This is a genomic window from Leclercia barmai (genome assembly GCF_049312895.1).
GTDB lineage: Bacteria > Pseudomonadota > Gammaproteobacteria > Enterobacterales > Enterobacteriaceae > Enterobacter > Enterobacter barmai.
This window is the reverse complement of the sequence record NZ_JBMNWZ010000002.1, coordinates 95,391-118,932: the sequence shown is the minus strand read 5'-3', so window position 1 is coordinate 118,932 and position 23,542 is coordinate 95,391. Positions and strand designations below refer to the sequence as shown.

Sequence of the window (23,542 nt, the reverse complement as noted above, 5' to 3'; positions counted from 1 at the left end):
CTCCTGACAATGCCTGGACTCGGCAAGGGCTCTATTCTCAGGCAACCCCTGGAGTATACCCATACCCCAAAAGGATTACCTACTAATTGCCATTGAAGGGGTGAATGGGAGGAGAGGGGGCATCGGGGGTAGCAGCGCCGTGAAAAACCACACCTTTTTTAGCGAAAAACGCTACTCACTTTGGAGGATGGCGAATTTCGGGCCAGAAATTTGCTCACCTTCCCATTGATTTATATCAACTTCCCGCCAGCTTAAAACCCTGATCTTTGTAGCATCTTTTAAGAATCAGAGGTGTCTATGAGTCACTCAACTACCCCCGAAAGGGATTCTGGCGCAGTCATTACCGAGTGGCGTCCGGAAGATCCAGCGTTCTGGCAACAGCGGGGCCAACGTGTAGCAAGTCGTAATCTGTGGATTTCCGTTCCCTGCCTGCTGCTGGCGTTCTGCGTCTGGATGTTGTTCAGCGCCGTCGCCGTCAACCTGCCGAAAGTGGGCTTCACGTTTACCACCGACCAGCTGTTTATGTTAACCGCACTGCCTGCGCTCTCCGGCGCGCTGCTGCGCGTGCCTTACGCCTTTATGGTGCCGCTTTTCGGTGGCCGCCGCTGGACCGCGTTCAGTACCGGGATCATGATCATCCCATGCGTGTGGCTGGGCTTTGCGGTACAGGATACCTCTACGCCATTCAGCACCTTCGTGATTATTTCTCTGCTGTGCGGCTTTGCGGGAGCGAACTTTGCCTCCAGCATGGCGAACATCAGCTTCTTCTTCCCTAAACAGAAGCAGGGCGGGGCGCTGGGGATCAACGGCGGCCTGGGCAACATGGGCGTCAGCGTTATGCAGCTGATCGCACCGCTGGCGATTTCAGTCGGTATCTTTGCCGCCTTTGGTGGCGCAGGCGTTGAGCAGGCCGACGGTTCGTACCTGTTCCTGCAGAACGCCGCGTGGATCTGGGTGCCGTTCCTGGTGGTCTTCACCCTGGCGGCCTGGTTTGGCATGAACGATCTGGCGGCCTCGAAAGCCTCCCTGAGCGAACAGCTGCCGGTGCTTAAGCGTGCCCATCTGTGGATCATGGCGCTGCTCTATCTGGCCACGTTCGGCTCGTTCATCGGCTTCTCCGCCGGGTTCGCAATGCTGTCGAAAACCCAGTTCCCGGATGTGCAGATCCTGCACTACGCCTTCTTCGGTCCGTTCATTGGCGCGCTGGCACGTTCTACCGGCGGGATGATCTCCGACCGTCTGGGTGGCACCCGCGTCACGCTGGTGAACTTTGTGGTGATGGCTCTCTTCTGTGCGCTGCTGTTCATGACCCTGCCGGTTAACGGTGCGGGCGGCAACTTCGGTGCCTTCTTTGCGGTGTTTATGGTTCTGTTCCTGACCGCCGGGCTGGGTAGCGCCTCAACCTTCCAGATGATTTCGGTGATCTTCCGTAAACTGACGATGGATCGCGTTAAAGCGCAGGGCGGCTCTGAGGAGCAGGCAATGCGTGAAGCGGCCACCGATACCGCAGCCGCGCTGGGCTTTATCTCAGCAATCGGCGCCATTGGCGGGTTCTTTATCCCGAAAGCCTTTGGTATCTCTCTGGACCTGACCGGCTCACCGGCAGGCGCCATGAAAGTGTTCCTTGTTTTCTATATCGCCTGCGTGTTTGTCACCTGGCTGGTATACGGACGGAATTCTAATAAAAAGTAAGTAAGTTTGATTATCCGTTTGCGCGGCCTGAGGCCGCGCTTTTTTTTCAGGGTTTAAAACGCTGCGTAAAAGCCATTAAATGGCGTAACAGTCGAGCGGTAATATGTTCTCCCATCTGCAAACCTAGCTGGTGATAGGCTTCCCATTGCGATTCATCAAAAAATTGATCAAGCGTGGTCTGCTGAGGAAATTCAACTTCGCGCTCACCGTATGCCAGCGTATCCAGTGATAAACCGCCAATTTTATGTGGTTTAACGACCAGCAATGTCCCAATCATTCCAGACCTGTAGGTAATTCGTGCCAACAGATAAGGCGGCGATTCGTCGCTCTCACGCACTCTTTTCATACTGGTGAATTTGCGTTTGCGGCGATCGTAGCGATAACGGAAATCATAAAAATTTATTGCAGCGGCGTAATCGATATGGGCTTTACGAACCAGGTTTTCGAGATCGTCAAAGATGAACTCAGGATCGGCTCCGCAGTCAGCTACCACAATAAGAGGAATTTCGCGTTTTAGCAGTGGGTACACACCGGTATTCTCAAAATGGCCGCCGTCAGTAAGGTAAAGTTGTTTGCTCTTTAAATCAGGGAAACGGGCAAACATTTCTCCCGTTATATAACCCGCGCCCCCGGCAATATTTAATAAACTGAAGGGGGTCTTATGGGGTAAAGGGTTGGAATGCCAGAATCCCGTCCTGACGCCAAAAAGAAAGCTGAGAAAGGAAATACCTGGTGCAGTGCGCGATCCCAGCCCTGTACTGAAAGCGGCGCCGGATATAGCAATCCACTGAGCGAGCGATTCTTTACCCATTTCACCCAGGTTATTTATCAGCGGTAACTGCGTGCCGGTTTCCACACCCAGCGGACCCAGCGTTAACGCAAGTCCCTTTCTGTCCGCGTTATACATTCCCGTACGGTCATCAATGGTCTGGTTGATACAGCACGTGATCAGATGAATTGGGCCGCCATTGATCCAGGGTTGATAGTCTTTAAGTTGCGTCTCATCGCTTTTCATTACATCAGTAACTTGATTGATTTGTGCTGCACTAACGCGATCGTAAGGATCAAGAATATTGAGGGGGAAACGAGGCTCTTTTTTGGTAGTGGCTGAGGTATTGCCGACAGATAACCAGGCGCGTTCAAGACGTGCGCGATAGAAGTTGTGCATTGAACTTAAATTCAATAATGAAGGTATTACCTTGAGAGGGGTCAGCGCGATGACCACGAGCCAGGCGATAGCGCCCAGATAACCCGACCAGTTTTTGTCATCGTGAGCCAGGTTATTTTGCAGCCAGCTTAACCCGATGGTGCCAGCGATAAGCAGCATAGCCGCAACGACTAGCCCCGCCAGGTTGGCAAATCCTAACGTGTGGGGATTATGTTTCGCTTTCTTAAGTGTTTTCCTGGCGCGCTCTATTTTGTTTAACAGGATCGTTATCAGCTTGCCGGCAACCAAGGTGGTGATAATGACAATGACAGCGCATTTATTTGAAAAAACTTCCCCGATTCGACCGAGTCCATAAAAAATACCGGTACCTATAGCGAAGAGCGAGGTACAAAGTAAATATCGCGTCAGCAAATTCCTCTGTCTGGACTGGTCAACGCACAGGCAATGAATCAGGAGGATAAGAGAGTATATCCCGGCTCCTGCAAGAATGTGTTTTGCGTAAGGCTCATATGCCAGTTGGACGGAAAACCACGCATAAATCGAGAATGGCGATAACCATCCCTCGCGATATATCCAGTACAGGAGAAACAATAAAGAAAGTGCGATCAGCGCCCAGATCCCTTTGTTGAATCCAGTAAACCAGTAGATCGTACCCGTCCAGAGAATAACCACGGAAAGGACGCATTCGAAAAAGCCAAACTGTTCTGGCTGTACTATTCCACCTGTCCAGAGCGCAGGGGCACATACCAGGGTTGCCATCCAGGTCATTAACAGAAAGTTGAAGAAAAAGGCGCGAAGCATCTGGGTCAATGCCATCAAGGTATCTCTGGCTCCTGCCGGGGTGAGATATCGACCATTATTGCGTATCCACCACAGTAAGACGCTGTTTTTAGAGCTGAGTCCTGCTTCTACAGCGTTTGCGTTATTCGCAGGACTGTAGAGCTTGCCCACCATGCCCCCGAGATAACCGCCACCCGATACGGTCGACATATAATCAAAGCGTTTGAAGACCCGATTTGTTGCCATTGCCCGAACCAGACCAAGAGAAAAGGTTGCACTTCTGATACCGCCGCCAGAAAGGGCTAAAGCGTAGAGCGGCTGTTTCTTTAAATCCAGCGGGAGGTCAACGGATGTTCGGCGGATATTAACCGCATCGTTTTCACTTTTGCAGGGTAATAAGGGCCATTTTCTACATTTAAAAGTGTTCATGTTTTTGCCTCAGACCCAGCGGCAGGAAGATAATCTGACTGTAGATCAGAAATAAAAAATGAGACTCATGCACTGTTCTTAAACACCCCAACAACGCCTACCACTTAATAACTAATACGCCCTGAGTCATCGGAGTGTAATGATGTGATTATGTAAATTTTCTTTTAAAACAGAAGTTTAAAATTTTATCTTTACTACCTAAATGGTGGTAATCCCGGTTCTATCCAGCCTTCCCACACCCATCCCCCTTGATCGTTATCAATTCCCGCCATCTTTCAGAGCGTTACCTTCGCAGCAAATCAGCAATGTCGATTTAGAGAGCCACAGGCTCCACACAGGAGATACCCGATGAGCAAATTTTTGGACCGGTTTCGCTACTTCAAACAGAAGGGTGAAACTTTTGCCGATGGGCACGGCCAGGTTCTGGAGACTAACCGGGACTGGGAAGACGGTTACCGTCAGCGTTGGCAACATGACAAAGTGGTGCGTTCTACCCACGGCGTAAACTGCACCGGCTCCTGCAGCTGGAAGATTTTCGTCAAAAATGGTCTGGTGACCTGGGAAATGCAGCAGACCGACTACCCACGCACCCGCCCGGATATGCCAAACCACGAACCGCGTGGCTGCCCACGTGGCGCCAGCTACTCCTGGTATCTGTACAGCGCTAACCGCCTGAAATACCCGCTGATGCGTAAACGCCTGATGAAGATGTGGCGTGAAGCGAAAGCGCAGCACAGCGATCCGGTGCTGGCCTGGGCCTCTATTATCGAAGACGCCGACAAAGCGAAGAGCTTCAAACAGGCTCGCGGACGCGGTGGCTTTGTGCGCTCCTCCTGGCAGGAAGTGAACGAACTGATTGCCGCCTCCAACGTCTATACCGTTAAAACCTACGGCCCGGACCGTGTGGCGGGCTTCTCGCCGATCCCGGCGATGTCGATGGTCTCCTACGCCTCTGGCGCGCGCTATCTGTCGCTTATCGGCGGTACCTGCCTGAGCTTCTATGACTGGTACTGCGACCTGCCGCCTGCCTCCCCGCAGACCTGGGGTGAGCAGACCGACGTGCCGGAATCCGCAGACTGGTACAACTCCAGCTACATCATTGCCTGGGGCTCCAACGTTCCGCAGACCCGTACCCCGGACGCCCACTTCTTTACCGAAGTGCGTTACAAAGGTACCAAAACCGTCGCCGTTACCCCGGACTACGCCGAAATCGCCAAGCTGTGCGACCTGTGGCTGGCCCCTAAACAGGGTACCGATGCCGCGATGGCGCTGGCGATGGGCCACGTCATGCTGCGTGAGTTCCACCTCGACAAACCAAGCCAGTACTTCACCGACTACGTACGCAAGTACACCGACATGCCAATGCTGGTGATGCTGGAAGAGCGCGACGGTTACTACGCCGCAGGCCGTATGCTGCGTGCCGCCGACCTGGTGGATGCGCTGGGCCAGGAAAATAACCCGGAGTGGAAAACCGTTGCCTGCACCAGCAATGGCGACATGATTGCCCCTAACGGCTCCATCGGTTTCCGCTGGGGTGAGAAGGGCAAATGGAACCTCGAGCAGCGTAACGGCACGACCGGTGAAGAGACCGAACTGCGCCTCAGCATGCTGGGCAGCCAGGACGAGATCGCCGATGTCGGCTTCCCGTACTTTGGCGGCGAAGGATCTGAACACTTCAACAAGGTTGAGCTGCAAAACGTCCTGATGCACAAACTGCCGGTGAAACGCCTGCAGCTGGCCGACGGCTCTACCGCGTTAGTCACCACCGTCTATGACCTGACCATGGCCAACTACGGTCTGGAGCGCGGTCTTGGCGACGAAAACTGCGCTACCAGCTATGACGACGTAAAAGCCTACACCCCGGCCTGGGCCGAGCAGATCACCGGCGTACCGCGGGCGCAGATCGTCCGTACCGCGCGTGAGTTTGCTGATAACGCCGATAAGACTCATGGTCGTTCAATGATCATCGTCGGTGCCGGCCTGAACCACTGGTATCACCTCGATATGAACTATCGCGGGCTGATCAACATGCTGATCTTCTGCGGCTGCGTCGGTCAGAGCGGCGGCGGCTGGGCACACTACGTGGGCCAGGAAAAACTGCGTCCGCAGACCGGCTGGCAGCCGCTGGCGTTTGCCCTTGACTGGCAGCGTCCGGCGCGTCACATGAACAGCACCTCTTACTTCTATAACCACTCCAGCCAGTGGCGCTACGAAACGGTTACCGCGCAGGAGCTGCTGTCGCCGATGGCGGACAAATCCCGCTACAGCGGCCACTTAATCGACTTCAACGTGCGCGCAGAGCGCATGGGCTGGCTGCCGTCTGCGCCACAGCTGGGGACCAACCCGCTGCGCATTGCAGAGGAAGCGAAGAAAGCCGGCATGACGCCAGCGGACTACACCGTCAAGTCCCTGAAAGAGGGCTCTATCCGTTTCGCCGCTGAGCAGCCGGAAAACGGTAAAAACCATCCGCGTAACCTGTTCATCTGGCGCTCCAACCTGCTGGGCTCGTCCGGTAAAGGTCACGAGTACATGCTGAAATACCTGCTCGGTACTGAAAATGGTATCCAGGGGAAAGATCTCGGCAAGCAGGGCGGCGTGAAGCCTGAAGAGGTGGAGTGGAAAGACAACGGTCTCGACGGCAAGCTGGATCTGGTGGTGACCCTGGACTTCCGTCTGTCCAGCACCTGCCTGTACTCCGATATCGTGCTGCCAACCGCTACCTGGTATGAAAAAGACGACATGAATACCTCGGATATGCATCCGTTTATTCATCCGCTGTCTGCTGCCGTTGACCCTGCATGGGAATCCAAAAGCGACTGGGATATCTACAAAGATATCGCGAAGAAATTCTCCGAAGTGTGCGTAGGGCATCTGGGCAAAGAGACCGACGTGGTCACCCTGCCAATCCAGCACGACTCTGCCGCCGAACTGGCGCAGCCGCTGGACGTGAAGGACTGGAAAAAAGGCGAGTGCGACCTGATCCCGGGCGTCACTGCACCGCACATTATTCCGGTGGAACGTGATTACCCGGCGACGTACGAGCGCTTTACCTCTATCGGCCCGCTGATGGAGAAAATCGGTAACGGCGGCAAGGGCATTGCCTGGAATACCCAGAGCGAAATGGATCTGCTGCGTAAGCTCAATTACACCAAAGCGGACGGCCCGGCCAAAGGCCAGCCAATGCTGAACACGGCGATTGATGCAGCAGAGATGATCCTCACCCTGGCCCCGGAAACCAACGGTCAGGTGTCGGTGAAAGCCTGGGCGGCGCTGAGCGAGTTTACCGGTCGCGACCATACCCATCTGGCGCTGAACAAAGAAGACGAGAAGATCCGCTTCCGCGATATTCAGGCTCAGCCGCGCAAAATTATCTCCAGCCCGACCTGGTCTGGTCTGGAAGATGAGCACGTCTCTTATAACGCCGGTTACACCAACGTTCACGAGCTGATCCCATGGCGTACCCTGTCCGGCCGTCAGTCCCTGTATCAGGATCATCAGTGGATGCGTGACTTCGGTGAGAGCCTGCTGGTCTACCGTCCGCCGATTGATACCCGCTCCGTGAAAGCCGTAATGGGTGCGAAATCCAACGGCAACCCGGAGAAGGCGCTGAACTTCCTGACGCCGCACCAGAAGTGGGGTATCCACTCCACCTACAGCGACAACCTGCTGATGCTGACGCTGTCGCGCGGCGGCCCGATTGTCTGGATGAGTGAAGCGGATGCCAAAGATCTGGGCATTGAAGATAACGACTGGATCGAAGTGTTCAACAGCAACGGCGCCCTGACCGCCCGTGCGGTGGTGAGCCAGCGTGTACCGGCCGGGATGACCATGATGTACCACGCCCAGGAACGTATCGTGAACCTGCCGGGTTCCGAGATAACCGAACAGCGCGGCGGTATTCATAACTCCGTGACCCGTATTACGCCGAAACCGACCCATATGATCGGCGGCTATGCGCAGCTGGCCTACGGCTTTAACTACTACGGCACCGTAGGATCGAACCGCGATGAGTTCGTGGTGGTACGTAAGATGAAGAACATTAACTGGTTAGATGGCGAAGGTAATGACCAGGTACAGGAGAGCGTAAAATGAAAATTCGTTCACAAGTCGGCATGGTGCTGAATCTGGATAAATGCATCGGCTGTCATACCTGCTCAGTCACCTGTAAAAACGTCTGGACCAGCCGCGAAGGTATGGAGTACGCCTGGTTCAACAACGTGGAAAGCAAGCCGGGCACCGGCTTCCCGACCGACTGGGAAAACCAGGAGAAATGGAAGGGCGGCTGGATCCGTAAAATCAACGGCAAGCTGGTGCCGCGCATGGGTAACAAAGCGCTGCTGCTGGGTAAGATCTTCGCTAACCCGCACCTGCCGGGCATCGATGACTACTACGAGCCGTTTGACTTCGATTACCAGAACCTGCACAACGCCCCGGAAGGTAAACACCAGCCGATCGCCCGTCCACGCTCGCTGATCACCGGTCAGCGCATGGACAAGATCACCAGCGGGCCCAACTGGGAAGAAATTCTGGGCGGCGAGTTCGAAAAACGCGCCAAAGACCAGAACTTCGAAAACATGCAGAAGGCGATGTACGGCCAGTTCGAAAACACCTTCATGATGTATCTGCCGCGCCTGTGCGAACACTGCCTCAACCCGGCCTGTGTCGCCACCTGCCCGAGCGGTGCCATCTACAAGCGTGAAGAAGACGGTATCGTGCTGATCGACCAGGACAAATGCCGCGGCTGGCGTATGTGCATCACCGGCTGCCCGTACAAAAAAATCTACTTCAACTGGAAGAGCGGCAAGTCCGAGAAGTGCATCTTCTGCTATCCGCGTATCGAAGCCGGGATGCCAACCGTCTGCTCTGAAAGCTGCGTAGGCCGTATCCGTTACCTCGGCGTGCTGCTCTATGACGCAGATGCCATTGAAAACGCGGCGAGCACCGAGAACGAGAAAGATCTGTACCAGCGACAGCTGGACGTGTTCCTCGATCCGAACGATCCAAAAGTGATCGCCCAGGCGCTGAAAGACGGCATTCCGCAGAGCGTGATTGACGCTGCGCAGCAGTCGCCGGTGTACAAAATGGCGATGGACTGGAAGCTGGCCCTGCCGCTGCATCCGGAATACCGCACGCTGCCGATGGTCTGGTATGTGCCGCCTCTGTCTCCGATTCAGTCTGCGGCTGACGCGGGCGAGCTGGGCAGCAACGGCATTCTGCCGGATGTCGAAAGCCTGCGTATCCCGGTTCAGTATCTGGCGAACCTGCTCACCGCGGGTGACACCCAGCCGGTACTGCTGGCGCTGAAACGTATGCTGGCGATGCGCCACTTCAAACGTGCGGAAACCGTTGACGGCGTCATCGACACCCGCGCGCTGGAAGAGGTGGGCTTAAGCGAAGCTCAGGCTCAGGAGATGTACCGCTATCTGGCGATTGCCAACTACGAAGATCGTTTCGTGGTACCCAGCAGCCACCGTGAGCTGGCCCGTGAAGCCTTCCCGGAAAAAAGCGGGTGTGGCTTTACCTTCGGCGACGGTTGCCACGGTTCAGACAACAAATTCAACCTGTTCAACAGCCGTCGCATCGACGCGATGGATGTGACCAGCAAAACGGAGCCGCACCAATGATTGAACTCGTCATTGTTTCGCGTCTGCTCGAGTACCCGGATGCTGCCCTGGCGCAGCATCAACAGGAACTCTTTGATGCACTCGCGTCATCGGAAAACCTGGACAAAGAGGATGCCCAGACCCTGGGCGTTTTCCTCCGCGATCTGCTCTCCCGGGATCTGCTGGACGTGCAGTCTGACTACAGTCAGCTGTTCGACCGCGGCCGCGCCACTTCGCTGCTGCTGTTCGAGCACGTTCACGGTGAATCCCGAGACCGGGGTCAGGCGATGGTCGATTTGATGTCGCAGTACGAGCAGCACGGCCTGCATCTCGACAGCCGCGAGCTGCCGGATCACCTGCCGCTGTACCTGGAGTATCTGGCGCAGCTGCCGAAAGCAGAGGCGCTGGGCGGCCTGCAGGATATCGCTCCGATTCTGGCGTTACTGAGCGCGCGTCTGCAACAGCGTGAAAGCCGCTACGCGGTGCTGTTCGATCTGCTGGTGAAACTGGCAAACGCATCGGTCGACAGTGAAAAAGTGGCGGAAAAAATCGCCGATGAAGCGCGCGATGATACCCCACAGGCGCTGGATGCGGTCTGGGAAGAGGAGCAGGTGAAGTTCTTTGCTGACCAGAGCTGCGGTGAGTCGGAGATCGCCGCTCACCAGCGTCGTTTTGCCGGTGCCGTTGCCCCGCAATATTTGAATATCTCTAACGGAGGACAGCAATAATGCATTTCCTGAATATGTTCTTCTTCGATATCTATCCGTATATTGCGGGTTCGGTATTTCTGATTGGTAGCTGGCTGCGTTATGACTACGGTCAGTACACCTGGCGCGCCGCGTCCAGCCAGATGCTGGATCGCAAAGGGATGAACCTGGCGTCGAACCTGTTCCATATCGGTATTCTGGGCATCTTTGCCGGTCACTTCCTCGGAATGCTGACCCCGCACTGGATGTATGAATCCTTCCTGCCGATGGACGTGAAGCAGAAGATGGCGATGATTGCCGGGGGCGCCTGCGGCGTGATGACCCTGGTCGGCGGCCTGCTGCTGCTGAAGCGTCGTCTGTTCAGCCCACGCGTTCGCGCCACCACCACCGGGGCAGATATCCTGATCCTCTCCCTGCTGATGGTGCAGTGTGCGTTGGGTCTGCTGACCATTCCGTTCTCTGCGCAGCACATGGACGGCAGCGAAATGCTGAAGCTGGTGGGTTGGGCGCAGTCGGTGGTGACCTTCCACGGCGGGGCATCTGAACATCTGGACGGCGTGGCGTTTGTCTTCCGCGTCCATCTGGTGCTGGGCATGACCCTGTTCCTGCTGTTCCCGTTCTCCCGTCTGGTGCATATCTGGAGCGCGCCGGTAGAGTACCTGACGCGCAGATATCAGATTGTGCGTGCCCGTCGCTAATCAGCCGTTTTAATCTGAACCCCGCACTCGCGGGGTTTTTTTTCGCCCCAGCCGAGATTATTCCCCGCCGCAGCAAACAGGATCAGCGCCCCACCGGCCAGTTGGGTGAGATTCAGCGCGTGACCAAACACCAGGTTATCGACAATCAATGCCACAACCGGATAGATAAACGACAGCGAGCCGATAATGGGCGTAGGGAGTTTCTGAATGGCGCTGTAGAGCAGTTGATACATCACCCCCGTGTGCACAATCCCCAGCGTGAGTAAAATCGCCCAAGGAAAATCGCCGGAGAAAGTTGGCATAGTTGCCAGCGGCAGGAGCATCACCACCCCGGTTAAAACCTGAATAAAGGCGATATGCTGCGGCGCGATGGTCTTCAATTTGCGCGTGATGATGGCGGTCAGGGCATAGAAAAAGGCTGCGCCCAGCGCGAGGGCGATCCCCGTGAGCCATTGTGCGTTATGCCCGCCGGTCAGTTCGCTGGAGAGCAGTATCACCACGCCGCCAAAGGCGAGGAACAGCCAGCCCCATTTCACCAGGCTCACCCGTTCACCCATCACCATGCCCATCAGCACCAGCATAAAGGGCTGGGTATTATAAACCACCGTTGAAAGCCCGATTGAGATGCGGTCGAAGGCGGCAAACAGCAGCAGCCAGTTAATGACCAGCGCAACGCCGCCGAGCACGGCCAGCCCCAGAGTGACTTTAGTTAAGGGGCTGAAAGGGTGTTTACTGAAACGGATAAAGAGAAACAGCGCAACGGCACCGATCAGGCAGCGCCAGAACACTACTTCGGTCACCGGTAAACCGGAAAGCAATACAAACGCGCCGATGGAGCCGGATATCAGCATTGCCAGGCTCATTTGCCAGACGCCTTTTCGAATGTCACTCATCACACACCTCCTGATTAATGCCTTTATTGTTCAAAAATCGTGTCCGGTTTTACAGTGCTGAAGTAAGGTAATAGTCAGGATTTGCTTTTATAAATTAGGTGGATGCTATGGATTACGTTATTGATGAGATCGACCGCCATATTCTGCGCTGTCTGGTAGAAGACGCGCGTATGTCGCTGAAGGTGTTGAGCGCCCGGGTTGGACTCACGTCACCCAGTACGGCGGAGCGTTTAAAAAGGCTGGAGGAGCGGGGGATTGTTCAGGGGTACGGTGCCCGGGTAAACCTGGCTGCGCTGGGGTATACGCTGCAGGCGCTTGTCCGCGTGCGGCCGTTGCCGGGGTTATTGCATAAGGTGGATAAATACATCCAGCAGATGCCCGAATGTATAGAGAGCGACAAAGTGACCGGCGAAGACTGCTTTGTTATCAGGCTGGTGGTGCGTTCGATTGAACAGCTGGATACGTTGCTGGATGGGCTGGCAGAACACGCGCAGTGCAACACGTCGATAGTGAAAAGTTCACCGGTAACGCGCCGGTTGCCGCCGGTGTAGTGTTTTTTGCCGGGTGGCGGCTGCGCCTTACCCGGCCTACGGATACGGTGCGGTGTTGTCGTTTTGTAGCCCCGGTAAGCGCAGCGCCACCGGGGAATACAGGTGCGCGGGAGTTGGATAATAATGAAGGTTTTGTTTTTATGATGAAGGAAGTGATGGTGGTGGGGGAAGGATTACTCGGCGCGTTGCGCCTCGCCCTTCGGGTCGTTGCCTGCGGCAACGCTTTCTCGCTGCGCTCGAATCGAACCTTAGTCGAAGCTTCTCATCCTTCCCTGCATCGGAAGAATATAGAACATGGTGCAAATATGCGGTTTTGAGCGATTCAGGAGAGATGGTGGTGGGGGAAGGATTCGAACCTTCGAAGTCGATGACGGCAGATTTACAGTCTGCTCCCTTTGGCCGCTCGGGAACCCCACCAGGGGTAATTCAAATTTTGAGGTAAAGCTGAGAGATGGTGGTGGGGGAAGGATTCGAACCTTCGAAGTCGATGACGGCAGATTTACAGTCTGCTCCCTTTGGCCGCTCGGGAACCCCACCACGGGGTAATGCTTTTACTGGCCTGCTTCCTTGTGGGAAGCGGGGCGCATCATATCAAATGACGCGCCTCTGTAAAGACTTCCTTTGCTAAATTGAATCGTTTGCCTGATTTTTACGCATAAAGACGCAAAGCTAATCAATTCATTTTATAAAGGATTAAAGAATAATCGTTCTGTTACCGTACACGAAGACACGCTGAGCCAGCACCTGATACAGCGCGCGGCTTAATACATTTTTTTCGACGTCGCGGCCGGCACGCATCATATCTTCCGCCGTGTAGGTGTGATCGACATGAATCACGTCCTGCATAATGATTGGACCTTCATCCAGATTGTCATTCACGTAGTGGGCCGTTGCGCCGATGATCTTCACGCCGCGCTCGTACGCCTGGTGATAAGGACGCGCGCCAATAAACGCCGGCAGGAACGAGTGGTGAATATTGATAATCTTGTTCGGGAAACGGGCAACAAATGACGGCGTCAGAACGCGCATGTATTTCGCCAGCACCACGTAGTCCGGATCATGCGCTTCAATGGCCTGAGCCATTAAATTGTCATGCTCTTCGCGGGTATGGCCTTCATGGCTGACCAGCTCAAACGGAATATCAAAACGCTCAACCAGAGTACGCAGCGTCTCGTGGTTGCCAATGACCGCAGCGATCTCCACGTCCAGCCCGCCATAGTTGGCTTTCATCAGCAGGTCGCCCAGGCAATGCGCCTCTTTGGTGACCAGGATAACCACGCGGCGACGACCGGCAGGAGTCAGTTCACGTACCGAGCCTTCCGGCAGGGCGCCGTCCAGATCGGCAAGCAGCGTCGCGTCATTGAAAATCCCTTCCAGCTCGGTACGCATAAAGAAGCGGCCGGTACGGTGATCAACAAACTCGTTGTTCTGCACGATATTCAGTTCATGCTTGTAGCAAATATTGGTGATACGGGCGATCAGCCCTTTCTGGTCGGGACAAATGGTGCGCAGCACTTTGCGTTGTGTTGATTGCATTGCCGGAAAATCCTTAAGTGTTTGCTGAAATGGTGTCGTCAGGCCTTACTGGCCGCAACACTTTTTAAATTTTTTACCTGAACCACAGGGGCAGGGGTCATTACGACCGAACTGTGGACGCGTACCGTCAATATAGTACCACTGTCCGCCCTCCTTTAAGAAACGCGAGCGTTCGATGATGGCACCCGCTTTTCCTTGTTCGGTAAAGCGCGCGACAAAACTGACGAACCCCTCATTTTCATCCCGGCCTGCTGCCGTTTCGTACTGAGTCAGGCCGAGCCACTGCGTATTTGCAAATCCGGCCTCGATCTCCTGACGAAAATCAGTAGCATGGCAGGATGGATGCCAGGTCCTGATCAGGTAGTCTGCGTCCCGCGTCACAAAAGCGGCATATCGGGAGCGCATAAGTGATGCCGGGTCCGGTGCAACCTGTTCACCAGTAAGATATCGCTGGCAACATAGGCTATACTCGAGGGCGCTACCGCAGGGACAGAGTTGAGACACGATTCTCTTCCTGAAATTAAAATATGAATGGCTGACAACGCCAGGGTGGCACTATGTTAACTGAGCGTGTGCAATGACGCTATGCCAGGAATCCAGGGGACGTTAAACAGGGCTAATGAGAAAAGTAAAAATTGGACTGGCGTTGGGCTCAGGTGCAGCCCGGGGCTGGTCGCATATTGGCGTGATCAACGCCTTACAACGTTTAGGTATCGAAATTGATATTGTTGCAGGCTGTTCAATAGGTTCACTGGTGGGGGCCGCCTACTCGTGTGGCAAGCTCCCGGAGCTGGAAACTTGGGTTCGTTCCTTTAGCTACTGGGACGTCCTGCGCCTGATGGATCTCTCCTGGCAACGTGGCGGGTTATTACGCGGTGAGCGCGTCTTTAACCGTTTTCGCCAGGTCATGCCCCTGACCGAATTCTCAAGCTGTCAGATGCCTTTCGGTGCGGTAGCTACCAATCTCAGCACCGGCAGGGAAATCTGGTTCACCGAAGGCGATCTTCATCTTGCCGTACGTGCCTCCTGCAGTATGCCTGGCCTGATGGCGCCGGTTCCGCATAATGGCTACTGGCTGGTTGACGGCGGCGTTGTTAATCCGGTGCCCATTTCACTGACCCGCGCGATGGGGGCGGATATCGTCATTGCCGTCGACCTCCAGCATGATGCCCACCTGATGCAGCAGGATCTTATGCCGGTCAATACCCATACTGATGAGGGCGCGCCAGAAGATCTCGCCTGGCATAAACGCCTGCGAGGACGCTTCACGCGGACTACCCGTAAGCTGGTCACTGCGCCTACCGCCATGGAAATCATGACGACGTCAATTCAGGTGCTGGAAAATCGCCTGAAGCGCAATCGAATGGCGGGAGATCCGCCGGATATATTGATCCAACCTTTTTGTCCACAAATTTCAACGCTCGATTTCCATCGTGCAGAGGCGGCCATTACCGCAGGCGCGCAGGCAGTCGAAAAGAAAATGGATGAATTATTACCTTTAGTGCGGGCAACAGCCTGAGCACGTTTTTTTTGATTACTTCAGCAAAATCTGACAGGCGATAGTACCGATAGCATGCCACTATTTATCTATTGTCAGCGCCGGGAGAGACCATGACACAACCACTAGCCGGAAAACAAATTCTGATAGTTGAAGACGAGCCTGTTTTCCGCTCTTTACTGGATTCATGGCTATCATCGCTGGGGGCGACCACCGCGCTTGCAGCTGATGGGATCGACGCTCTGGAAATAATGGTAGGGCTTAAGCCCGATTTGATGATTTGCGACATCGCCATGCCGCGTATGAATGGCCTGAAGCTGGTGGAGCATCTGCGTAACGCAGGTAACCAGCTTCCGATTCTGGTTATTTCCGCGACGGAAAATATGGCCGATATCGCAAAAGCGTTACGTCTTGGAGTCCAGGATGTATTGCTTAAGCCGGTAAAAGATCTCAATCGCCTGCGTGAAACCGTGCTCGCCTGCCTCTATCCCAATATGTTCAATTCGCGCGTTGAAGAAGAAGAGCGACTTTTTCAGGACTGGGATGCGCTGGTCAATAACCCATCTGCGGCAGCAAAGCTGTTACAGGAACTTCAGCCGCCAGTGCAACAGACCATCTCCGGGTGCAAGGTGAATTACCGCCAGCTGATGGCGGCCGATCAACCAGGTCTGGTGCTGGATATCGCACCGTTGTCTGAAAACGATCTGGCATTTTATTGTCTGGACGTCACCCGGGCAGGCGATAATGGCGTGCTGGCGGCGTTATTATTGCGGGCATTATTTAATGGCCTGCTCCAGGAACAACTTTCTCACCAGGGGCAGCGTCTGCCTGAGTTGGGCAGCTTGTTGAAACAGGTTAACCAGCTGCTGCGACAAGCCAGTCTGCCTGGTCAATTTCCTTTACTGGTCGGTTATTACCACAGCGGCCTGAAAAATTTGATTCTGGTGTCTGCCGGACTTAATGCCACGCTTAATACAGGTGAGCATCATATTCAGGTCAGTAACGGCGTTCCGTTAGGCACGTTAGGTAATACTTATCTTAATCAAATAAGCCACCGCTGCACCTCATGGCAATGCCAAATTTGGGGGACAGGGGGACGGTTGCGCTTAATGTTGTCCACAGAATAGTCAGTTGAATTTTAAACGGTAGATAGCTTTACCGTCGTTTTACGGGCAATGCTACTATCGGTGCCTGTTTTCATTCGTATTTATCCTAATTAAGCGGTAGCGCGTCCTTTTCAGACCCGGACACCATCTTCAGGCTGATATACTGAACGCGTTATTAATGCAGACAAAAGTTCAAAACATGAACAGTTCAGGAGAGTTTCAATGGCTGCCGTAAATTCGAAAGTGACAAAGGCCGTTATCCCGGTTGCCGGGTTGGGAACCAGGATGCTGCCGGCAACGAAGGCAATTCCAAAAGAGATGCTGCCACTCGTTGATAAGCCATTAATCCAGTATGTGGTCAACGAATGTATTGCCGCTGGCATTACTGAAATTGTGCTGGTAACGCATTCATCCAAAAACTCTATCGAAAACCATTTCGATACCAGTTTTGAACTTGAAGCTATGCTGGAAAAACGTGTTAAGCGTCAGCTTCTGCAGGAAGTTCAGTCTATTTGCCCGCCGCACGTGACTATTATGCAGGTTCGTCAGGGTCTGGCAAAAGGTCTGGGCCATGCCGTATTGTGTGCACACCCGGTCGTCGGGAACGAGCCGGTAGCGGTTATTTTACCTGACGTTATTCTCGATGAGTTTGAATCCGATCTCTCACAGGATAACCTGGCAGAAATGATTAAGCGCTTCGACGAAACGGGCAGCAGCCAGATCATGGTTGAGCCGGTTGAAGACGTTACCGCTTATGGCGTGGTTGACTGCAAAGGCGTTGGCATGAACCCGGGTGACAGCGTGCCAATGGTCGGCGTGGTTGAGAAGCCAAAAGCCGACGTAGCGCCGTCTAATCTCGCTGTAGTAGGGCGTTACGTCCTGAGCGCGGAGATTTGGCCACTGCTGGCTAAAACACCTCCAGGCGCTGGGGATGAAATCCAGCTGACCGATGCCATCGATATGCTGATCGAAAAAGAGACCGTTGAAGCTTACCACATGAAAGGTAAGAGCCATGACTGCGGTAATAAACTCGGTTACATGCAGGCATTCGTTGAATATGGTATTCGTCACCAGTCTTTGGGTGAGGAATTTAAAGGCTGGCTGAAAGATACGCTGGGCATTAAAAACTAATTTTGCGATGACGCGCTAAGCAAAAACCGGTGATAGCCAGGCTACACCGGTTTTTTTATGGCCTTTTTAAGGCGTTTCTTACCAGGACACGAGAATAATCTGGTTCAATCGTTATGACAGCATGTAACAGAATGTCACACTGTATAAAATAAAGGCATAAAAAATCCCGCATTAAGCGGGATTTTTCGGATAAGTTTCTGACTTATTCCTGAATCAGGAAGTCGTCCAGTTGTTTACCTTGCTCATCCATGGCTTTTTTGATAACAGCTGGAGTACGACCCTGGCCAGTCCAGGTTTTAGATTCGCCGTTCTCGTCGATGTAGCTATATTTAGCAGGACGCGCAGCGCGTTTAGCTTTAGTACCGGTTTTAGCGGCAGCCATGCTGTTCAGCAATTCGTTTGGATCAATACCATCTGCGATCAGCATTTCACGATATTGCTGCAGTTTACGCGTACGCTCTTCGATTTCAGCAGCAGCAGCGTTTTCTTCTTCACGGCGCTCGTTAACAACGACTTCTAATTTCTCCAGCATTTCTTCAAGCGTTTCCAGAGTACATTCTCTCGCCTGGGCACGGAGAGTACGGATGTTGTTCAGAATTTTAAGTGCTTCGCTCATTGTAGTAATCTCAAACTTATAATGTGGGGGGTTTGTTGAAGTAATAATAGAGGCATAAATTGATATATGCAATAGGTCATAATGTAAGGAATTCAAAAATACCTAATATTCGACGCTATTAATAATTAAGCCAACTTAAATTTGGTAGGGCAAAAGGTAACCCCGGTTATCCAATGATGCGTTGTAAACCTGACGGTGAACTCTTTTTCGTCTGCAATTTTGTCAGGGTTTATTGTTTCTCAGGATAAATATCAACCTTTCGTATTAGTACTGAAAACACGGTTTCTCGCCAAAATGGTTAATTATTATTGATTCATTTTGAACCCTGTGACGACATTAAAATAAGAGGTTTTTCCTGAACTTAGCACGGTGATAAAGCTCAGATATTTCCTCTTTTTAGTATGATCCCTATATCCTTGTTAAGGGATAAAATCTTCTGAAATCCCGGTAAACAGCGCTGGAGCACGGAAGACCCGACAAAATATGGTACAATCGCGCATCGGTAATAATACACATTGATTAGGGTTTAAGGGCCAATGGCACAACTGTATTTCTACTATTCAGCAATGAACGCAGGTAAGTCGACCGCATTACTGCAATCCTCCTACAATTACCAGGAGCGTGGGATGCGCACGGTGGTGTACACCGCTGAAATCGATGACCGCTTTGGCACCGGGAAGGTCAGCTCCCGAATTGGCCTCTCTTCACCCGCCAGGCTATTTAATCCACTAACCAATCTGCTGGATGAAATTCGAGCAGAAGCCGCCGATCGGGCGGTGCATTGCGTGCTGGTAGATGAAAGCCAGTTTCTAACGCGTCAGCAGGTACATGAGCTTTCAGAAGTGGTTGATGAACTGGATATACCGGTGCTCTGTTATGGCTTGCGTACTGATTTTCGCGGCGAGTTATTTATCGGTAGCCAGTATTTGCTAGCCTGGTCAGACAAACTGGTGGAATTAAAAACCATCTGCTTCTGCGGGCGTAAAGCGAGTATGGTGCTGCGCCTCGATCAGTCGGGTAAACCCTATGCGGAAGGCGAGCAGGTGGTTATTGGCGGCAATGAGCGCTATGTATCCGTCTGTCGTAAGCATTACAAAGAGGCGCTGGTCACAGGCTCTCTGACGGCGATTCAGGACGCCTTTCGTCGCTAACATCCCTGTTTCTTAACAGACATAAAAAAACCCGCCGAAGCGGGTTTTTTATTGAGCGATTAATTAAGCGCTTTTCTTCGCTTTCTTATCCGCTTTCACCAGGGCTTCCACTGCAGGTGCAGCAACCACACCTTCAGAGTATTCACGGCCGTAGTAGGTATCCAGCAGGATCTGTTTCAGCTCGGCAATCAGTGGGTAGCGCGGGTTCGCACCAGTACACTGGTCATCGAAGGCATCTTCAGACAGCTTGTCAACGTGAGCCAGGAAGTCAGCTTCCTGAACGCCTGCTTCACGGATTGACTTAGGAATACCCAGTTCAGCTTTCAGGCTTTCCAGCCATGCCAGCAGCTTCTCGATCTTCGCTGCAGTGCGGTCACCAGGAGCGCTCAGACCCAGGTGATCAGCGATTTCTGCGTAGCGACGACGAGCCTGTGGACGGTCGTACTGGCTGAATGCAGTCTGCTTGGTTGGGTTATCGTTCGCGTTGTAACGGATAACGTTAGAAATCAGCAGGGCGTTCGCCAGACCGTGAGGAATGTGGAACTGTGAACCCAGCTTGTGCGCCATGGAGTGACACACGCCCAGGAAGGCGTTAGCAAACGCGATACCGGCGATGGTGGCAGCACTGTGCACACGCTCACGGGCAACCGGGTTTTTAGAGCCTTCGTTATAGGACGCTGGCAGGTTCTCTTTCAGCAGTTTCAGTGCCTGCAGAGCCTGACCGTCAGAGAACTCAGACGCCAGTACAGAAACATAGGCTTCCAGGGCGTGAGTTACCGCATCCAGACCACCGAATGCACAGAGTGATTTCGGCATCTCCATAACCAGGTTGGCATCGACAATCGCCATATCCGGAGTCAGCGCATAGTCGGCCAGTGGGTATTTCTGACCGGTTGCATCGTCGGTTACAACGGCAAACGGAGTCACTTCAGAACCGGTACCGGAAGTGGTGGTGACGGCGATCATTTTCGCTTTCACGCCCATTTTCGGGAACTTGTAGATACGTTTACGGATATCCATAAAGCGCAGCGCCAGTTCTTCGAAGTGCGTTTCAGGGTGCTCGTACATTACCCACATAATTTTGGCTGCGTCCATTGGGGAGCCGCCGCCCAACGCGATGATCACGTCTGGTTTGAAGGAGTTTGCCAGCTCTGCGCCTTTACGCACAACGGACAGGGTAGGGTCAGCTTCAACTTCGAAGAACACTTCAGTTTCTACGCCAGCTGCTTTCAGAACAGAGGTGATCTGGTCTGCGTAGCCGTTGTTGAACAGGAAGCGGTCAGTCACGATGAGCGCACGTTTGTGGCCATCAGTAATCACTTCATCCAGCGCGATTGGCAGGGAGCCACGGCGGAAGTAGATAGATTTCGGAAGTTTATGCCACAACATGTTTTCAGCTCGCTTAGCAACGGTTTTCTTGTTGATCAGGTGCTTAGGACCAACGTTCTCAGAGATGGAGTTACCACCCCATGAACCACAACCCAGAGTCAGGGAAGGCGCGAGTTTGAAGTTATACAGGTCACCGATACCACCCTGAGAAGCAGGGGTGTTAATCAGGATACGGGCAGTTTTCATCATCTGACCGAAGTGAGCAACACGTTCTGGCTGGTTATCCTGGTCGGTATACAGGCAGGAGGTATGACCGATACCGCCCATCGCAACCAGTTTCTCAGCTTTAACGACCGCGTCTTCAAAATCTTTCGCGCGGTACATTGCCAGGGTCGGAGACAGTTTTTCGTGCGCAAACGGCTCGCTTTCGTCAACGATTTTCACTTCGCCAATCAGGATCTTAGTGCTGGCTGGAACGGTGAAACCAGCCAGTTCAGCGATTTTGTACGCTGGCTGACCGACGATGGCGGCGTTCAGTGCGCCATTTTTCAGGATGATGTCCTGAACAGCTTTCAGCTCTTTGCCCTGCAGCAGGTAGCCGCCGTGGCTGGCGAAGCGTTCGCGAACGGCATCGTATACGGAGTCAACAACAACAACGGACTGCTCGGAAGCACAGATTACGCCGTTATCGAAGGTTTTAGACATCAGTACAGAAGCGACAGCACGTTTGATATCGGCGGTTTCGTCGATAACAACAGGGGTGTTACCCGCACCTACGCCGATAGCCGGTTTACCGGAGCTATAAGCTGCTTTAACCATACCTGGACCACCGGTCGCAAGGATCAGGTTGATGTCCGGGTGGTGCATCAGTGCGTTAGACAGCTCCACAGAAGGCTGATCGATCCAGCCGATCAGATCTTTCGGTGCACCTGCAGCGATCGCCGCTTGCAGAACGATATCCGCAGCTTTGTTGGTTGCATCTTTAGCACGTGGGTGTGGAGAGAAAATGATTGCGTTACGCGTCTTCAGGCTGATCAGCGATTTGAAGATAGCGGTAGAAGTTGGGTTGGTAGTTGGAACGATACCGCAGATGATACCGATTGGCTCAGCGATGGTGATGGTTCCGAAGGTGTCATCTTCTGACAGGACGCCACAAGTCTTCTCATCTTTATAGGCGTTGTAGATATACTCAGAAGCAAAGTGGTTTTTAATCACTTTATCTTCAACGATACCCATACCGGATTCGGCAACGGCCATTTTAGCGAGAGGGATTCGAGCATCTGCAGCAGCCAGGGCGGCGGCGCGGAAGATTTTATCAACCTGTTCTTGGGTGAAATTGGCATATTCACGCTGGGCTTTTTTTACGCGCTCTACAAGTGCGTTAAGTTCAGCGACATTAGTAACAGCCATAATGCTCTCCTGATAATGTTAAACTCTTTTAGTAAATCAGCTGCTCGACAAGAAAACAGTATAGTCAGCGTCATTGCCACTTGCTTTAATTACGTAAAAACAAGGTGTTAACGTTTTTATCTTTCCCCTGATTTACTAAAAGAGCCTCCTATCAGTAGCCTGGGTTCAGACTCTGCATCTCCGTGGTGGCGTAATCAAGATTACTCACTTCTGAGTACCGAAAACATGATCTGTATCAATTTATCCATAAGCTGATACCTTTCAGCAGGGGTATTTTGGGGCATTTCGTCAGATGTTAAATAATTGCAAAAGTAATTGAACCATAAGCACCTATAAAGTACACAAATATTTAACAGTGCAACATCACTATATTTAGCATTAATGTGATGAAAGGCAGGCATAAAAGGCGTATCTTCTGCGCGGTTATTGTTGTTGCCACATTTTATATTACGTCTTGCTTATCAGCGGAGCTAACAGTGAGCCTATCGCTCTTTGATTTTCCAACCTATTTTAAGTTTTTCATCGGCCTGTTTGCGCTGGTGAACCCGGTGGGCATCATCCCCGTGTTTATCAGTATGACCAGCTATCAAACCGCTGTGGCCAGGAATAAAACCAACCTGACGGCAAATTTGTCGGTGGCAATCATCCTGCTGACCTCGCTCTATCTTGGCGATTCAATATTGCAAATTTTTGGCATCTCCATTGATTCGTTCAGAATTGCTGGCGGGATCCTCGTGGTGACTATTGCAATGTCAATGATCAGCGGCAAGCTGGGTGAGGACAAACAAAACAAGCAGGAGAAATCAGAAACCGCCATCCGCGAGAGTATTGGTGTAGTACCGCTGGCGCTGCCATTAATGGCGGGACCGGGGGCAATCAGCTCCACTATCGTATGGGGAACGCGCTACCATAATCTGATGCATCTGGTTGGCTTCTCGGTAGCCATCGCGCTGTTTGCGTTCTGCTGCTGGGGGGTATTCCGTCTCGCACCCTGGCTGGTGCGTCTACTGGGGCAGACCGGCATTAACGTTATTACCCGAATTATGGGTCTGTTGCTGATGGCGTTGGGGATCGAATTTATTGTTACCGGTCTGAAATCCATTTTCCCGGGTTTACTCAGTTAGCCATTTCAAACGAAAGAGCGGAGCCTGTGGCTCCGTTTTTTTTGTCATTATCAGCAAATCATATAATGAAAGTTGAAAATCGCTCTATCTATAATAAATTTTATTAATAATTTTGTTGTT

At 52.8% G+C, this 23,542-nt stretch carries 17 protein-coding genes, 2 tRNA genes and 1 other RNA gene; 11 read left to right on the top strand and 9 right to left on the bottom strand.

All coding sequences use genetic code 11. The annotated features are described in order from the left end of the window. Window positions 1-297: 297 nt before the first annotated feature. Window positions 298-1,692, top strand: a complete 1,395-nt coding sequence (locus ACOYA6_RS08905) for a NarK family nitrate/nitrite MFS transporter (protein ID WP_422654550.1) — start codon at window positions 298-300, stop codon at window positions 1,690-1,692. Between the two features lie 46 nt (window positions 1,693-1,738). Here ACOYA6_RS08905 and ACOYA6_RS08900 read toward each other — a convergent pair whose 3' ends face one another. Continuing rightward, window positions 1,739-4,069 (bottom strand): patatin-like phospholipase family protein, encoded by a 2,331-nt coding sequence (locus ACOYA6_RS08900; RefSeq protein WP_422654549.1) that lies wholly within the window; start codon window positions 4,067-4,069, stop codon window positions 1,739-1,741. Between the two features lie 348 nt (window positions 4,070-4,417). Here ACOYA6_RS08900 and ACOYA6_RS08895 point away from each other — a divergent pair, with 348 nt between their 5' ends. The 4 genes from ACOYA6_RS08895 to narI are packed head-to-tail and all read left to right on the top strand — an operon-like array spanning window position 4,418 to window position 11,077. Beyond that, window positions 4,418-8,161 carry a nitrate reductase subunit alpha gene (locus tag ACOYA6_RS08895; protein WP_422654548.1) on the top strand — a complete coding sequence of 1,248 codons (3,744 nt, stop codon included), beginning with the start codon at window positions 4,418-4,420 and terminating at the stop codon, window positions 8,159-8,161. Continuing rightward, entirely contained in the window at window positions 8,158-9,693 is a 1,536-nt protein-coding gene (narH, locus tag ACOYA6_RS08890) for a nitrate reductase subunit beta (RefSeq protein ID WP_039030696.1), read from the top strand. The genes ACOYA6_RS08895 and narH overlap by 4 nt, the downstream gene beginning before the upstream one ends. After that, complete coding sequence (narJ, locus tag ACOYA6_RS08885) at window positions 9,690-10,400, top strand: nitrate reductase molybdenum cofactor assembly chaperone (protein WP_039030695.1); 711 nt, start codon at window positions 9,690-9,692, stop codon at window positions 10,398-10,400. Before narH ends, narJ begins: the two co-directional genes overlap by 4 nt. Next, window positions 10,400-11,077 carry a respiratory nitrate reductase subunit gamma gene (narI, locus tag ACOYA6_RS08880; protein WP_039030694.1) on the top strand — a complete coding sequence of 226 codons (678 nt, stop codon included), beginning with the start codon at window positions 10,400-10,402 and terminating at the stop codon, window positions 11,075-11,077. Before narJ ends, narI begins: the two co-directional genes overlap by 1 nt. Here the strand turns inward: narI and ACOYA6_RS08875 are convergent. After that, window positions 11,074-11,970 carry a DMT family transporter gene (locus ACOYA6_RS08875; RefSeq protein ID WP_422654547.1) on the bottom strand — a complete coding sequence of 299 codons (897 nt, stop codon included), beginning with the start codon at window positions 11,968-11,970 and terminating at the stop codon, window positions 11,074-11,076. The two genes, narI and ACOYA6_RS08875, sit on opposite strands and share 4 nt — an antisense overlap. A gap of 107 nt (window positions 11,971-12,077) precedes the next feature. Between ACOYA6_RS08875 and ACOYA6_RS08870 the strand changes: the two genes are divergently transcribed. Next, window positions 12,078-12,521: an Lrp/AsnC family transcriptional regulator gene (locus ACOYA6_RS08870; RefSeq protein WP_039030692.1), complete on the top strand. Its 444-nt coding sequence runs from the start codon at window positions 12,078-12,080 to the stop codon at window positions 12,519-12,521. 156 nt (window positions 12,522-12,677) lie between these two features. On the opposite strand, the gene ACOYA6_RS08865 is transcribed toward ACOYA6_RS08870, so the two are convergent. The 5 genes from ACOYA6_RS08865 to ACOYA6_RS08845 form a co-directional block, all read right to left on the bottom strand. Then, a non-coding RNA gene (locus ACOYA6_RS08865) (RtT sRNA) lies at window positions 12,678-12,808 on the bottom strand. A gap of 45 nt (window positions 12,809-12,853) precedes the next feature. After that, window positions 12,854-12,938, bottom strand: a tRNA-Tyr gene (locus tag ACOYA6_RS08860). Between the two features lie 35 nt (window positions 12,939-12,973). Then, window positions 12,974-13,058 (bottom strand) — tRNA-Tyr (locus ACOYA6_RS08855). Between the two features lie 156 nt (window positions 13,059-13,214). Beyond that, window positions 13,215-14,057, bottom strand: a complete 843-nt coding sequence (gene purU / locus ACOYA6_RS08850) for a formyltetrahydrofolate deformylase (RefSeq protein ID WP_039030691.1) — start codon at window positions 14,055-14,057, stop codon at window positions 13,215-13,217. A 45-nt stretch (window positions 14,058-14,102) separates the two neighbouring features. After that, the gene (locus tag ACOYA6_RS08845; RefSeq protein WP_422654546.1) at window positions 14,103-14,561 is read right to left on the bottom strand and encodes a YchJ family protein; all 459 of its coding nucleotides are present in this window, start codon (window positions 14,559-14,561) and stop codon (window positions 14,103-14,105) included. A gap of 115 nt (window positions 14,562-14,676) precedes the next feature. On the opposite strand from ACOYA6_RS08845, the gene rssA reads away from it, so the two are divergent. The 3 genes from rssA (at window position 14,677) to galU (ending at window position 17,792) form a co-directional block, all read left to right on the top strand. Then, window positions 14,677-15,576, top strand: coding sequence for a patatin-like phospholipase RssA (gene rssA, locus ACOYA6_RS08840; protein WP_039030689.1), 900 nt, complete (start codon window positions 14,677-14,679; stop codon window positions 15,574-15,576). A 92-nt stretch (window positions 15,577-15,668) separates the two neighbouring features. Then, a complete protein-coding gene (gene rssB, locus ACOYA6_RS08835; protein ID WP_039030688.1) occupies window positions 15,669-16,682 on the top strand; it encodes a two-component system response regulator RssB in 1,014 nt (337 codons plus the stop codon). A 201-nt stretch (window positions 16,683-16,883) separates the two neighbouring features. Then, the gene (gene galU, locus ACOYA6_RS08830) at window positions 16,884-17,792 is read left to right on the top strand and encodes a UTP--glucose-1-phosphate uridylyltransferase GalU (RefSeq protein WP_039030687.1); all 909 of its coding nucleotides are present in this window, start codon (window positions 16,884-16,886) and stop codon (window positions 17,790-17,792) included. A 202-nt stretch (window positions 17,793-17,994) separates the two neighbouring features. Here galU and hns read toward each other — a convergent pair whose 3' ends face one another. Then, window positions 17,995-18,408 (bottom strand): histone-like nucleoid-structuring protein H-NS, encoded by a 414-nt coding sequence (hns, locus tag ACOYA6_RS08825; RefSeq protein WP_039030686.1) that lies wholly within the window; start codon window positions 18,406-18,408, stop codon window positions 17,995-17,997. A 536-nt stretch (window positions 18,409-18,944) separates the two neighbouring features. On the opposite strand from hns, the gene tdk reads away from it, so the two are divergent. Continuing rightward, the gene (tdk, locus tag ACOYA6_RS08820; RefSeq protein ID WP_223073930.1) at window positions 18,945-19,559 is read left to right on the top strand and encodes a thymidine kinase; all 615 of its coding nucleotides are present in this window, start codon (window positions 18,945-18,947) and stop codon (window positions 19,557-19,559) included. Window positions 19,560-19,622: 63 nt separating this feature from the next. Here the strand turns inward: tdk and adhE are convergent, their stop codons facing one another. After that, the gene (gene adhE / locus ACOYA6_RS08815) at window positions 19,623-22,298 is read right to left on the bottom strand and encodes a bifunctional acetaldehyde-CoA/alcohol dehydrogenase (protein ID WP_039030684.1); all 2,676 of its coding nucleotides are present in this window, start codon (window positions 22,296-22,298) and stop codon (window positions 19,623-19,625) included. A 476-nt stretch (window positions 22,299-22,774) separates the two neighbouring features. On the opposite strand from adhE, the gene ACOYA6_RS08810 reads away from it, so the two are divergent. Continuing rightward, the gene (locus ACOYA6_RS08810) at window positions 22,775-23,422 is read left to right on the top strand and encodes a YchE family NAAT transporter (RefSeq protein ID WP_039030683.1); all 648 of its coding nucleotides are present in this window, start codon (window positions 22,775-22,777) and stop codon (window positions 23,420-23,422) included. Window positions 23,423-23,542: the final 120 nt, after the last annotated feature.

Coding starts and splice junctions, on each gene's coding strand:
- ACOYA6_RS08905 (WP_422654550.1), top strand. CDS start 298: ATGAGTCACTCAACTACCCCCGAAAGGGATTCTGGCGCAGTCATTACC.
- ACOYA6_RS08900 (WP_422654549.1), bottom strand. CDS start 4,069: ATGAACACTTTTAAATGTAGAAAATGGCCCTTATTACCCTGCAAAAGT.
- ACOYA6_RS08895 (WP_422654548.1), top strand. CDS start 4,418: ATGAGCAAATTTTTGGACCGGTTTCGCTACTTCAAACAGAAGGGTGAA.
- narH (WP_039030696.1), top strand. CDS start 8,158: ATGAAAATTCGTTCACAAGTCGGCATGGTGCTGAATCTGGATAAATGC.
- narJ (WP_039030695.1), top strand. CDS start 9,690: ATGATTGAACTCGTCATTGTTTCGCGTCTGCTCGAGTACCCGGATGCT.
- narI (WP_039030694.1), top strand. CDS start 10,400: ATGCATTTCCTGAATATGTTCTTCTTCGATATCTATCCGTATATTGCG.
- ACOYA6_RS08875 (WP_422654547.1), bottom strand. CDS start 11,970: ATGAGTGACATTCGAAAAGGCGTCTGGCAAATGAGCCTGGCAATGCTG.
- ACOYA6_RS08870 (WP_039030692.1), top strand. CDS start 12,078: ATGGATTACGTTATTGATGAGATCGACCGCCATATTCTGCGCTGTCTG.
- purU (WP_039030691.1), bottom strand. CDS start 14,057: ATGCAATCAACACAACGCAAAGTGCTGCGCACCATTTGTCCCGACCAG.
- rssA (WP_039030689.1), top strand. CDS start 14,677: ATGAGAAAAGTAAAAATTGGACTGGCGTTGGGCTCAGGTGCAGCCCGG.
- rssB (WP_039030688.1), top strand. CDS start 15,669: ATGACACAACCACTAGCCGGAAAACAAATTCTGATAGTTGAAGACGAG.
- galU (WP_039030687.1), top strand. CDS start 16,884: ATGGCTGCCGTAAATTCGAAAGTGACAAAGGCCGTTATCCCGGTTGCC.
- hns (WP_039030686.1), bottom strand. CDS start 18,408: ATGAGCGAAGCACTTAAAATTCTGAACAACATCCGTACTCTCCGTGCC.
- tdk (WP_223073930.1), top strand. CDS start 18,945: ATGGCACAACTGTATTTCTACTATTCAGCAATGAACGCAGGTAAGTCG.
- adhE (WP_039030684.1), bottom strand. CDS start 22,298: ATGGCTGTTACTAATGTCGCTGAACTTAACGCACTTGTAGAGCGCGTA.